The following is a 12,551-nucleotide window of genomic DNA, read 5'->3' as shown; positions in this document are numbered from 1 at the left end:
GCGTGACGGGGGGATTTTTTTATGCAAACGATGACTGTTAAAGGGATCTTGGAAAAAAGGAGGGGGCATTATGTCAAAGACAGTTTTAATGGATGACCAGGCAATCAGAAGAGCGTTGACTCGAATCGCTCATGAAATTATCGAGCGAAACAAAGGAGTCAAGAACATTGTATTAGCCGGCATAAAAACCCGTGGCGAGTTTCTTGCAAAAAGACTTGCTGAAAGAATCGAGCAAATTGAAGGCAATGCAGTTTCAGTAGGTGTGATTGATATTACGCTTTACAGAGATGATCTGAGAATCAAGACAGAAAATCAGGAGCCTGAGCTAAAAGGAACTGATATTCCTGTAGAAGTATCAGACAAAAAAATTATCTTAGTAGATGATGTTCTTTATACAGGAAGAACCGTAAGAGCTGCAATGGATGCAATTATGGATCTTGGACGAGCTTCCAGCATACAGCTTGCCGTATTAATTGACAGAGGACACCGGGAACTGCCGATCAGAGCAGACTATGTTGGCAAAAACGTTCCAACTTCAAGTGAAGAAGTTATTTCAGCTTCACTGATCGAAGTGGACGGACTTGATGAAGTAGCAATCTCAACAAATAAATAATTGACCCTTTAAATTCAGTCCAGAGAGGCTGGCAAGGGAGGTAATAAAACACGCACTGAAAGATCTGTGTGTGCGTGTGCCTCCACGGCCTCTTTTGCTAAAGCAAGAGAGGTTTTTTTATGGAAAGAATGCTTTTAAAAATGGGAGGTCATTCATAATGGATAACAATACAAAGGCAATTTTAGATGTACATGAAAAACCATCACCGGTTCAATGGCTTACATTAAGCCTGCAGCACTTGTTCGCAATGTTTGGTGCAACAGTGCTTGTACCGTTCTTAGTAGGACTTCATCCTGGAGTAGCACTTGTATCAAGCGGACTGGCAACACTTGCGTACCTCCTTGTAACTAGAGGGCAGATTCCTGCCTACCTCGGATCGAGCTTCGCATTTATAACGCCGATCTTAACTGTTAAAGCATTTGGGGGTCCTGAAGCAGCTATGCTTGGAAGCTTCCTTGCAGGTCTAGTATACGGAGTGGTCGCACTGCTCATTAAAGGTTTCGGATTTAAGTGGCTGATGCGTATTCTGCCTCCAGTAGTGGTCGGACCTGTCATTATCGTAATCGGACTTGGACTTGCAAATGTTGCTGTAGGAATGGCAATGAATGTACCCGGAACTGAAAACTACAGCTTAACTCACTTTACGGTTGCCCTATTTACACTGGCAGTGACAATCATTTGCTCCATCTTTTTTAGAGGAATCTTAGGAATCATTCCAATCTTAATCGGAATTATCGCTGGATATACATTCGCTTACTTTAGAGGCCTTGTTGATTTTACAAAAGTAGCAGAAGCAAAATGGATTCAAGCTCCTGATTTCATCGTACCGTTCGTATCGTACACTCCTGACTTTTCATGGAGTATCGCGATGATCATGATGCCTGTTGCAGCAGTAACGATTGCTGAACATATCGGACATCAGCTTGTATTATCAAAAGTAGTCGGACGCAATTTTATTGAAAAGCCAGGACTTCATCGCTCTATTTTAGGAGATGGACTTGGAGTCATGATTGGTTCCATGATCGGCGGACCGCCAGTAACGACTTACGGCGAGAACATTGGAGTATTAGCAATCACTCGAGTTTACTCGGTTTTCGTAATAGGAGGTGCTGCAGTGACAGCTATCCTGTTCGGATTCTCAGGGAAAGTAACAGCCTTAATCAGCACGATCCCAACTGCTGTAATGGGCGGAGTATCGATTCTCTTGTTTGGAATCATCGCTTCATCTGGATTAAGAATGCTTGTAGATAACAACATCGACTTTGGAAATAAAAGAAACCTGATTATTTCATCTGTCATTCTTGTGACTGGAATCGGAGGAGCGGCACTTAAGATTAATGCAAACTTTGAGATCGCTGGAATGGCACTCGCAACATTGATCGGAATCTTCTTGAATCTGGTACTGCCAGGCAAAGAAGATGACAATGAGTTAATGAATAAAATGTTTAAAACGAACGGTAACGACACAGCTGCATAATACACCTTTTAATTAAGTACGAGAGACTTAAAAGGGTGAACTTTAATAAGAGAACGTTGATTCTTTTGTTAAGAGCACCCTGAAAAAACTTTCAGGGTGCTATTTTTATGTAAAAGGAGAGTTTTGGATGAATCATCTGCTATCAATGAATGAATTGTCTATAGAAGAAATCCAGTATATTTTAAATCTTGCTGAAGAATTTAAAGGCGGTAAACAAGAGAAAGCCTTTGATCAGAAGCTGATCGCAAATTTATTTTTTGAGCCAAGTACGAGAACAAGGTTTAGTTTTGAAGCTGCTGAACACAAGCTTGGTATGAAGCCTATGAATGTTGAAGTAAGCGGATCAAGTGTTCAAAAAGGAGAATCACTTTACGACACGTTACGAACACTTGAGGAAATTGGAGTTTCCGGGTTTGTAATCAGACATCCCGAAGACCGCTACTTTGATGGCTTAGCTGAAAAAATAAACGTGCCGATTATCAATGCAGGTGATGGATGCGGCAATCATCCGACTCAATCACTTTTAGATCTGTTAACGATTCAACAAGAATTTATCGTCATACAGGGCTTAACTGTGGTCATTGTCGGAGATATTCTTCACAGCCGAGTTGCTCGCTCTAATGCGGAAGTTCTTCGGAAAATGGGTGCGAGAGTGCTATTTTCTGGACCTGAAGAATGGTTTGTTGATGAATGGAAAGATGATTTCATTCCGATGGATGAAGCAGTGGAAGCGGCTGATGTAGTAATGATGCTAAGAATACAGCATGAAAGACACAGTGCAAGCATGCTGCTGACAAAGGAAGAATATCACAAGCAATATGGTTTAACGGTAGAACGCGAACGAAGAATGAAGGAACATAGCATTATCATGCATCCAGCTCCAGTAAACCGCGGAGTTGAAATAGCGGATGAACTTGTGGAATGTGATCGCTCCAGAATATTTAAGCAAGTTCAAAATGGAGTCTTCATCCGGATGGCTGTACTTAATTGGTCACTACAATCAAACCAGGAGGCGGTAAACAATGGGTTATTTATTGAAAAACGCTAGTATTTTAGACGGGAATAACAAATTGATCAAAACAGATATCCTGATTGAAAAAGATGTGATTAAAAAAATTGTAGTGAACATTCCACCTGATCAGCATGAAGTTGTCGAAGCAGAAGGAAAACTTGTTACACCTGGTTTTGTAGATCTGCATGTTCATTTAAGAGAGCCCGGCGGTGAAAATAAAGAAACGATTGAGACTGGAACAAAAGCGGCTGTAAAAGGCGGGTATACAACGCTGGCTGCCATGCCGAATACACGGCCAGTTCCAGATACGATTGAAACGATGGAATTTGTTCAGCAAAGAATTAAAGAAACGGCGAGCTGCAGAGTTTTGCCTTATGCTTCAATCACTACTCGCCAGATCGGCAAAGAATTAACCGATTTTAGCGGGCTATTAAAAAAAGGAGCCTTTGCATTTACAGATGATGGAGTAGGAGTTCAATCAGCAGGTATGATGCTAAAGGCGATGAAAGAAGCAAAAAAGAACAATGCTGTAATCGTTGCGCATTGTGAAGACAATTCACTCCTGCCAAAAGGAGGAGCATTTCATGAAGGACATTTCACTGAAAAGGAAGGGCTGCCTGGCATACCATCTGTAAGTGAATCTGTGCATATCGCGCGTGATGTTCTGCTAGCTGAAGCAGCAAACGCAAGGTATCATGTCTGCCATGTAAGTACAAAGGAATCCGTAAGAGTAATAAAAGACGCAAAACGTGCCGGTATTAAAGTGACGGCAGAAGTAACACCTCATCACCTCATCTTAAGTGATAAAGATATTAAGAGTAATGACACTCATTATAAGATGAACCCGCCTTTAAGAAGCGAAAGTGACCGCGAGGCACTAATACAAGGCTTAAAAGAAGGAACGATTGACTTTATCGCAACTGATCATGCTCCGCACAGTGCTGAAGAGAAAAAACAGGATGTTGAACTTGCACCGTTCGGTATCGTAGGACTCGAGACTGCTTTTCCGCTTCTATACACGGAGCTTGTTTTAAACCAAGGCATTTTAACACTGCAAGAGCTGGTTGACATGATGACCAACAAACCTGCTGAGAGCTTTAATCTTCCATACGGAACACTTTTAGAAGGAGCAAAAGCAGATTTAACAATTGTTGATTTAAATAAAGAAGAAGCAATTGATGCAAAAACATTTGTTTCTAAAGGTAAAAATACACCATTTGATGGACGAGTATGCAAAGGATGGCCGGTCGCAACAATTTTTGAAGGAAAGCTTGTTTACAACAAGGAGGAGAGCTTCGTATGAAACGTTACTTAATCTTAGAAGATGGCACAATTTTTAATGGTTTAGCATTTGGATCAAACCGTGAAGCGAACGGAGAGGTTGTTTTTACAACAAGTATGACAGGCTATCAGGAAGTTCTGACAGATCCTTCATACTGCGACCAAATTATCACTTTCACTTATCCGCTAGTAGGGAATTATGGCATCAATCGTTCTGATTATGAATCCATTCGCCCGGCGGCAAGCGGAATCATTGTAAATGAACATGCGGAATTTCCTAACCATCATGAAGGAATTCAATCCTTAAGCAGCTGGCTGACGGCTAAAGATATTCCAGGGCTATACGGAATAGATACAAGAAAATTAACAAGAAAAATCAGACAGCACGGAACGTTAAAGGGAAGATTGTCCAATACGATTGAAAATGCTCAAAAAATCATCGACGAAATGAACTCAGCCCCTTTAACCACTGATCAAGTATCAAAAGTTTCGGCTAATTCACCATATCACCTTCCGAACAGCGGAAATAGAGTGGTTGTAGTGGATTTTGGAGTAAAGACAGGTATGCTGAGAGAATTATCAAGAAGATTATGCGACGTTATCGTAGTACCGTATAATACGCCTGCAGCCGATATAATCCGTCTTCAGCCAGACGGTGTTCTTTTGAGCAACGGACCTGGAGATCCAAAAGATGTCCCTGAAGGCATCACGATGATACAAGAGCTTTTAAACTACAACATCCCGATTTTAGGAATCTGCCTAGGTCACCAGCTTCTAGCCCTAGCTTGCGGCGGCAATACTGAAAAGCTGAAGTTTGGACATCGCGGATCGAATCATCCTGTAAGAGATCTTGAAACAGGTAAGATTGCCCTTACTTCACAAAACCACGGATACGCAGTTACTGAAGATTCATTAATGAACACTTCTTTGGAACTTACTCATCAGGCTGTAAACGATGGAACAGTTGAAGGGTTGAAACATAAAGTGAAACCCGCGTTTTCTATCCAATATCATCCCGAAGCGTCACCTGGACCGCAAGATTCTAATCCGATCTTTGATGACTTCATGAATATGATTAAAACAACAAAGAAAGAAGGTTTGATGCAGAATGCCTAAACGACATGATATCCGAAAAATTTTAGTAATTGGATCAGGACCGATTGTAATTGGACAAGCAGCGGAGTTTGATTATGCAGGAACACAGGCTTGCCAAGCATTAAAAGAAGAAGGATATGAAGTTGTACTTGTAAACTCAAATCCGGCAACCATTATGACAGATCCGAACATGGCGGATAAGGTATACATCGAACCTTTAACACTTGAGTTTGTATCAAGAATTATCCGTCAGGAACGCCCGGATGGTCTTCTTGCAACACTTGGGGGACAAACTGGCCTAAACATGGCCGTCGAACTCGACAATTCCGGTATTTTAGAAGAATATAACGTGGAACTATTAGGTACAAAACTGCCTTCAATTCAGCAGGCAGAAGACCGTGACCTGTTTAGAGAGCTAATGAGAGAGCTGAATGAACCAGTTCCTGAGAGCGCGATTGTCCATAACATGGATGAGGCTAGGGAGTTTGTTGAAGAACATGGATACCCGGTGATCATCCGACCTGCTTTCACACTAGGTGGAACTGGGGGCGGTATCGTAAACGATGAAGAAGAGTTCTTAGAAATCACACCGGCAGGGCTGCATGCTAGTCCGGTTGGACAAGTATTGATTGAAAAGAGTATCGCAGGATTTAAAGAAATTGAATATGAAGTGATGAGAGATAAGAACGACACTGCAATCGTTGTATGCAACATGGAAAACATTGATCCAGTGGGGATCCATACAGGAGATTCAATCGTTGTTGCACCTAGTCAAACGTTAACAGACCGAGACTATCAGCTGCTGCGCAACGCTTCATTAAAAATTATTAGAGCATTAAAAATCGAAGGCGGATGCAACGTTCAGCTGGCACTTGATCCAGATAGCTCACAATATTATGTAATCGAAGTAAATCCGAGGGTAAGCCGTTCATCAGCCTTAGCATCCAAAGCTACTGGTTATCCAATCGCAAAGCTTGCAGCTAAAATCGCTGTCGGCTACACGTTAGATGAGGTTAAAAACCCAGTAACAGGTACCACATACGCTTGTTTTGAACCTGCACTTGATTACATCGTAACGAAGATTCCAAGATGGCCGTTTGATAAGTTCGAAGGTGCGAACCGAAAACTTGGAACTCAAATGAAGGCAACAGGAGAGGTTATGGCAATCGGGCGCAACTTTGAAGAATCACTTTTAAAAGCAGTTCGTTCGCTTGAAATCTCGGCTTTCCACCTGGAAGTGAAAGAAAATCACCTTACAGAATCAGAAGTCGAAGAAAAAATTCTAAGAGCGGATGATGAAAGATTATTCTATATCGCAGAAGCATTCAGAATGGGAATCACAGTTGAGCAAATTCAAGAATGGACGAAGATGGATCTCTTCTTCCTTGAAAAATTGCACGGTATTATTTTACTGGAAGACAGGGTGAAGGAACGTAAGCATGATGCTGGAATCTTACAAAAAGCTAAGGAAAAAGGATTCAGCGACAGATGGATTGCAGAAGCTTGGGGAATGGATGAATACGACCTTTATAAATTCAGACAAAATGAAAAAATCATGCCAGTTTTTAAAATGGTAGATACTTGTGCAGCCGAATTCGAATCAGCTACACCCTACTACTACGGAACATATGGTGATGAAGATGAGTCGGTCATCACAGATAAAAAGAGTGTAGTTGTACTAGGCTCAGGGCCGATCAGAATCGGGCAGGGAATTGAATTCGACTATGCGACTGTTCATACAGTATGGGCGATTCAAGAAGCAGGTTATGAAGCAATCATCATTAATAATAACCCTGAGACGGTTTCTACAGACTTTAGCATGTCTGACAAGCTTTATTTTGAGCCATTGACTGTAGAAGATGTTATGCATGTCATTCAGCATGAAAAGCCGGAAGGAGTTATCGTCCAGTTTGGGGGACAAACAGCGATCAACCTTTCTGAAGAGCTTGAGAGAAGAGGAATCAAAATTCTTGGAACTTCGCTCGACAGTATGGATTTGGCAGAAGACAGAGAACGTTTTGAAAAAGTGATGCAAAAGCTTAACATTCCTCAGCCTGCAGGAAAAACCGCTTTTTCAGTAACAGACGCGGTAGCTATAGCATCATCAATCGGTTATCCGGTGCTCGTTCGTCCATCTTATGTACTTGGCGGACGTGCGATGGAGATTGTTTATCAGGAAAGCGAACTCCTGCAGTACATGGAGAATGCAGCAAGAGTTAATCCAGATCATCCCGTTTTAGTAGATAGATACCTTGAAGGAAAAGAGATTGAAGTTGACGCGATCTCTGACGGAACAGACGTCTTTATCCCAGGAATGATGGAGCATATAGAACGCGCAGGAGTTCACTCAGGTGACTCGATCGCCGTTTATCCTCCTCAAACACTTCCTGAAGAGATTAAACAAAAAATTATAGACAGAACGATAGCTATTGCAAAAGGCTTAAATATAGTCGGTCTTTTGAACATCCAATTTGTATGGCATAAAGATGAAGTTTACGTACTTGAAGTGAACCCTCGTTCCAGCCGCACAGTTCCATTCTTAAGCAAGATCACTGGTGTGCCGATGGCGAACACAGCAACAAAAGTGATCTTAGGTGAAAGCCTGAAGAAACAAGGGTATGAAACGGGTTATCAAAAGGAAGCAGATGAGGTGTCCGTTAAAGTTCCAGTGTTCTCATTCGCAAAACTGCGCAGGGTCGATACGTATTTAGGACCTGAAATGAAATCAACTGGGGAAGTAATGGGAAGAGATAAGAATCTTCAAAAAGCGCTTTACAAGGGTCTTATCGCATCTGGAATGAAGATTCCGGCATACGGAACTGTGCTCTTTACGGTTGCTGATAAAGATAAAGCTGAAGCACTTGATATGGTTAAAAGATTTTACGAAATCGGATACACCATTATGGCAACAGAAGGAACAGCAAGCATTATCGAAAAAGAAGGGATTCCTGTAGATGTAGTCGGCAAGATCGGTTCTGAAGGAAGAAACCTGCTTGATGTTATTCGAAAAGGTGAAGCACAGTTCGTTGTAAACACACTGACTAAAGGAAAGATCCCGGCAAGAGACGGATTCCGAATCCGAAGAGAGTGTGCTGAAAACGGAGTAGTTTGTCTGACAAACTTGGATACTTCAGTAGCACTGTTAGAAGTTCTTGAATCTATTTCATTCTCAGCTCATGCTCTTTCATCCTTCACAAAAAATGAAAAGGTGCTCGTATGAAGAAACATTTGCTAAGCATTACTTCTAATACGGAAATTGCACGAAACATCTTTGAGATGAAACTGACTGGCCCCGGTACAGCAACAATGACTGTACCTGGTCAGTTTCTCCATGTCAGTGTCGGAAAACATACATCAAAACTGCTGCGCCGTCCCCTTTCAATTTGTGATGTTGATCTTGAGAAAGAAGAAGTCACACTTTTGTACAGAGCACAAGGAGACGGAACAAAGCAACTAAGCCAAAAACAAACTGGTGAGATTGTTGATGTATTAGGACCATTGGGAAACGGTTTTTCTCTTGAATCCATTGATGAAAGTAAAACAGCATTGCTAGTCGGAGGCGGCATAGGTGTACCTCCACTCTATTATCTAGGCAAGAAATTGAGAGAAAAAGGGATGAAAGTTACATTCATTTTAGGTTATCAATCTCTTGAAGACAGCTTTTATATCGAACAGTTTCAAGAGATAGGAGAAACAATCGTTACGACCGTTGATGGATCTCTCGGCATTAAAGGATTTGTAACAGATGCAATGAATCAGCTTACTTCAGAGGAACCAGTTATCTATTCGGTTGGACCTGCTGTAATGCTCAAAGCAGTTGAACAAAAAGCACCGGGATTAAATGGATTCATCTCTTTAGAAGAAAGAATGGGCTGTGGAATAGGAGCTTGTTTCGCGTGTGTCTGCCCGACTGAAACCAGACAATCAGGCTACGTGAAAATTTGCAGCGATGGGCCAGTCTTTAAAATGGGGGAGGTTGTTTTATGAGCCGGTTAAGTGTTTCGTTGCCAGGATTGAACATGAAAAATCCAATCCTCCCAGCATCAGGCTGTTTTGGGTTCGGAAAAGAATACGCAAAATGGTATGACTTAAGCCTTTTAGGCGGGATCACGATAAAGGCTGCAACTTTAGAAGGAAGGTTTGGAAATCCTACACCCCGTGTAGCGGAAACCGAAAGCGGTATGCTGAATGCAATAGGACTTCAAAACCCGGGGGTTAAAGGAATTATAGAAAATGAACTTCCTGCGTTAGAGCCTTATAACATTCCCATCCTTGCAAACATTGCGGGATCGACTGAAGAAGAGTATATAGAAGTGACGAAGCAAATCTCAGCTTCACCACTAGTATCTGCGGTAGAATTGAATATTTCTTGTCCCAATGTTAAAGAGGGCGGAATCCAGTTCGGAACTCATTATAAATCTGCTGCTGATTTAACTAGAAAAGTGAAAAGTGTCTCTGAAAAACCTGTATACGTTAAGCTTTCTCCGAACGTATCAAATATTACAGAAATGGCTGAAGCCGTTGAAGAGGCAGGAGCTGACGGTTTATCTATGATCAACACGCTTGTGGGCATGAAGCTTGATTGGAGAACAGGAAACCCTATTTTGGCTAACAAGACAGGCGGTCTTTCAGGACCCGCGATTAAACCGGTAGCAATCCGCATGATCTATGAAGTGAGTCAAAAAGTTTCGCTGCCAATCATAGGGATGGGCGGTGTAAGTTCAGCTGAGGATGTTATGGAAATGATGTCAGCGGGAGCTTCCGCTGTTGCAGTTGGAACGGCAAACTTTGTAAATCCATATGTGTGTCCGGAAATTATTGAGAAACTTCCCAAGCTGTTAGATGAAATAGGCGTCGAACAAATCAGTGAAATGACTGGAAGGAGTTTGAGGCAATGGAAAACCCCGTTATCATCGCGTTAGACTTTGAGAATGCCGATAAAGCAAAAGAGTTTCTATCAAGTTTTGAAGGACGATCACCATACGTAAAAGTAGGAATGGAACTTTTTTATGCAGAAGGACCATCGTTTATCAAATGGCTTAAAGAAAGAAACTTTCGTATTTTCCTGGATTTAAAGCTTCATGATATTCCGACTACCGTTCATAAAGCAATGAAAGTCCTTGGAGGGCTGAAGGTAGATATTGTCAACGTACATGCTGCAGGGGGGACTGCGATGCTGAAAGCTGCTAAGGAAGGTCTGTTGGCAGCTGGTGCTCATCACACGAAATTGATCGCCGTTACTCAGCTTACGAGTACTACTGAGAAAGTACTGAGCGATGAACTTTTAATAAAAGATACAAGCTTAAACGATTGTGTTGCTCATTATGCAAAGCTGGCAAAGGATTCAGGATTAGACGGAGTAGTTTGTTCTGTTCAAGAAGCAAATTCTATTAAAAAAATTTGCGGAGACGATTTTTTAACAGTAACGCCAGGCATCAGACCTCAAGGCGCAGATACTCACGATCAGGCGCGAATTGCTACACCAGCAGAAGCAGCTAGAATGGGTTCGGATTTTATGGTTATCGGAAGAAGCATTACACAGTCGAATCAGCCAGTTAACACATATAAAGAAATTTTAAACGAATGGAGAGAAAGCTATGAAAACAACAATCGCAAAACATTTGCTTAATATCAAAGCTGTTACACTTTCACCAGAGGAACCATACACGTGGTCTTCAGGAATGAAATCTCCAATCTATTGTGATAACCGGTTGATTCTGGCTTATCCTGAACTGCGCAAACAAGTTGCTGAAGAGTTAGTATCACTGATCAAGAGGCATTATCCTGAAGCCGATGTTATTGCTGGTACAGCTACTGCTGGAATCCCGCATGCTGCATTCGTTGCAGATCAAATGAATTTACCGATGTGCTACGTAAGATCAAGTGCTAAAGCGCATGGTAAAGGAAAACAAATTGAGGGTCTAACAGAAAAAACGAAAAAAGCAGTTGTTGTCGAAGACTTAATATCTACAGGCAAAAGCTCGATTCAAGCCTGTCAGGCACTTCAAGAAGCTGGAGTGGAAGTATTAGGTGTAGCAGCAATATTCAGCTATGGACTTGAAAAAGGGTCTGAAGCTTTTGAAAAAGAAGGTCTTTCCTTTCAAACGGTCACAAATTTTAGTACATTAATAAAGGAAGCACAAGAAAGCGGTACGATTAGTGAACAAGGTCTTTCTTTATTAAAAGAATGGCAGCAAGACCCTGAGAATTGGGGAGCGGCCACTTTTTCCAAATAGTTTTCTAAGGAGAATACGATTTTGAGAAAAATGAACGGTGAAGAATTTGATGAGCTAGTATCATTTTTTGACAGCATGGCACGAACATCTTGGCTAAAAAGTGTTCATGATACTTTGAAAGAAACGACAGGATCTTGGGAAGATAAGGACATTTTAGATGTTGGTTGCGGAACGGGCAGGTTGTTGCTGCGAGGGGCACAAGAAGCAAATAAACTTGTAGGGGTTGATCTTTCATCAGAAATGGTGAAAGCGAGCATTCAGCAATTTTTCTATCATGATCTAAGCGGAAAGAGCGAGTTTTTAGTAGCGGATGCAGAAAACCTGCCTTTTGAAGATGATTCTTTTCATCTTGCATTGTCTACTTGCGTAATGTTTTTATTGCCTGATCCATCAAAAGGTATCAAGGAAATAAATCGTGTGCTCAAAAAAGACGGATATATCGCCATGCTTAATCCAAGCGAAAAGATGAGTCAAGAAAGTGCTGCTCAGTACACAAAAGAAAATGATATTTCTGGTTTCGAGAGAACTGCTCTATTGAAATGGTCGAATGTCAGTACAAGAAGACACCGATATACGGCGGATGAAATGACTGCATTGCTGGAAGAACTTCATTTTTCAGAGGTAACACATAAAGAAGTACTCGGCGGACTTGCCATTATAAGCAAGGCAAAAAAAGAGCAGGACAGCTAATCAATAGCGGTCCTGCTTTTTTGATTTAATGATTGTAACGAAAACACTTCATTGACAAGTTGATTGGAGCGCAAGGTGCGAGACTCCTGCGGGACGAGTGGGACAGGTGAGACTCCTAACGGCGCATAGCGTCAGGAGGCTCACCGC

At 41.7% G+C, this 12,551-nt stretch carries 11 protein-coding genes; all 11 read left to right on the top strand.

Annotated elements, in window-relative coordinates; translation table 11 throughout:
* The first annotated feature begins 70 nt into the window (after positions 1–70).
* The 11 genes from pyrR (at position 71) to UN64_RS07685 (ending at position 12,404) form a co-directional block, all read left to right on the top strand.
* Entirely contained in the window at positions 71–613 is a 543-nt protein-coding gene (gene pyrR, locus UN64_RS07735; protein ID WP_066289231.1) for a bifunctional pyr operon transcriptional regulator/uracil phosphoribosyltransferase PyrR, read from the top strand.
* 157 nt (positions 614–770) lie between these two features.
* A complete protein-coding gene (locus UN64_RS07730) occupies positions 771–2,090 on the top strand; it encodes a solute carrier family 23 protein (protein ID WP_077361415.1) in 1,320 nt (439 codons plus the stop codon).
* Positions 2,091–2,217: 127 nt separating this feature from the next.
* Entirely contained in the window at positions 2,218–3,138 is a 921-nt protein-coding gene (locus UN64_RS07725; protein WP_077361413.1) for an aspartate carbamoyltransferase catalytic subunit, read from the top strand.
* Positions 3,113–4,405, top strand: coding sequence for a dihydroorotase (locus UN64_RS07720; protein WP_077361410.1), 1,293 nt, complete (start codon positions 3,113–3,115; stop codon positions 4,403–4,405). The genes UN64_RS07725 and UN64_RS07720 overlap by 26 nt, the downstream gene beginning before the upstream one ends.
* Positions 4,402–5,499, top strand: coding sequence for a carbamoyl phosphate synthase small subunit (locus tag UN64_RS07715; protein ID WP_077361408.1), 1,098 nt, complete (start codon positions 4,402–4,404; stop codon positions 5,497–5,499). Before UN64_RS07720 ends, UN64_RS07715 begins: the two co-directional genes overlap by 4 nt.
* Positions 5,492–8,698, top strand: a complete 3,207-nt coding sequence (gene carB, locus UN64_RS07710; RefSeq protein ID WP_077361406.1) for a carbamoyl-phosphate synthase large subunit — start codon at positions 5,492–5,494, stop codon at positions 8,696–8,698. Before UN64_RS07715 ends, carB begins: the two co-directional genes overlap by 8 nt.
* Positions 8,695–9,465, top strand: coding sequence for a dihydroorotate dehydrogenase electron transfer subunit (locus UN64_RS07705; protein WP_077361405.1), 771 nt, complete (start codon positions 8,695–8,697; stop codon positions 9,463–9,465). Before carB ends, UN64_RS07705 begins: the two co-directional genes overlap by 4 nt.
* Positions 9,462–10,400, top strand: coding sequence for a dihydroorotate dehydrogenase (locus tag UN64_RS07700; protein WP_077361403.1), 939 nt, complete (start codon positions 9,462–9,464; stop codon positions 10,398–10,400). Before UN64_RS07705 ends, UN64_RS07700 begins: the two co-directional genes overlap by 4 nt.
* Positions 10,373–11,107 (top strand): orotidine-5'-phosphate decarboxylase, encoded by a 735-nt coding sequence (gene pyrF / locus UN64_RS07695; RefSeq protein WP_077361401.1) that lies wholly within the window; start codon positions 10,373–10,375, stop codon positions 11,105–11,107. The genes UN64_RS07700 and pyrF overlap by 28 nt, the downstream gene beginning before the upstream one ends.
* A complete protein-coding gene (gene pyrE / locus UN64_RS07690; protein WP_077361399.1) occupies positions 11,076–11,714 on the top strand; it encodes an orotate phosphoribosyltransferase in 639 nt (212 codons plus the stop codon). Before pyrF ends, pyrE begins: the two co-directional genes overlap by 32 nt.
* A 30-nt stretch (positions 11,715–11,744) precedes the next feature.
* Entirely contained in the window at positions 11,745–12,404 is a 660-nt protein-coding gene (locus UN64_RS07685) for a class I SAM-dependent methyltransferase (protein ID WP_245802026.1), read from the top strand.
* Positions 12,405–12,551: the final 147 nt, after the last annotated feature.

Origin of the sequence: Fictibacillus arsenicus (genome assembly GCF_001999465.1) — a bacterium.
Lineage (GTDB): Bacteria > Bacillota > Bacilli > Bacillales > Fictibacillaceae > Fictibacillus > Fictibacillus arsenicus.
The sequence above is the reverse complement of the archived record's forward strand: the minus strand, read 5'-3'. Positions and strand labels throughout refer to the sequence as shown.

What these genes read in the sequence shown, in the direction of transcription:
- UN64_RS07685 (WP_245802026.1), top strand. Translation starts at nt 11,745, where the DNA reads ATGAACGGTGAAGAATTTGATGAGCTAGTATCATTTTTTGACAGCATG.
- UN64_RS07705 (WP_077361405.1), top strand. Translation starts at nt 8,695, where the DNA reads ATGAAGAAACATTTGCTAAGCATTACTTCTAATACGGAAATTGCACGA.
- carB (WP_077361406.1), top strand. Translation starts at nt 5,492, where the DNA reads ATGCCTAAACGACATGATATCCGAAAAATTTTAGTAATTGGATCAGGA.
- UN64_RS07720 (WP_077361410.1), top strand. Translation starts at nt 3,113, where the DNA reads ATGGGTTATTTATTGAAAAACGCTAGTATTTTAGACGGGAATAACAAA.
- pyrR (WP_066289231.1), top strand. Translation starts at nt 71, where the DNA reads ATGTCAAAGACAGTTTTAATGGATGACCAGGCAATCAGAAGAGCGTTG.
- UN64_RS07725 (WP_077361413.1), top strand. Translation starts at nt 2,218, where the DNA reads ATGAATCATCTGCTATCAATGAATGAATTGTCTATAGAAGAAATCCAG.
- pyrF (WP_077361401.1), top strand. Translation starts at nt 10,373, where the DNA reads ATGGAAAACCCCGTTATCATCGCGTTAGACTTTGAGAATGCCGATAAA.
- UN64_RS07700 (WP_077361403.1), top strand. Translation starts at nt 9,462, where the DNA reads ATGAGCCGGTTAAGTGTTTCGTTGCCAGGATTGAACATGAAAAATCCA.
- pyrE (WP_077361399.1), top strand. Translation starts at nt 11,076, where the DNA reads ATGAAAACAACAATCGCAAAACATTTGCTTAATATCAAAGCTGTTACA.
- UN64_RS07730 (WP_077361415.1), top strand. Translation starts at nt 771, where the DNA reads ATGGATAACAATACAAAGGCAATTTTAGATGTACATGAAAAACCATCA.
- UN64_RS07715 (WP_077361408.1), top strand. Translation starts at nt 4,402, where the DNA reads ATGAAACGTTACTTAATCTTAGAAGATGGCACAATTTTTAATGGTTTA.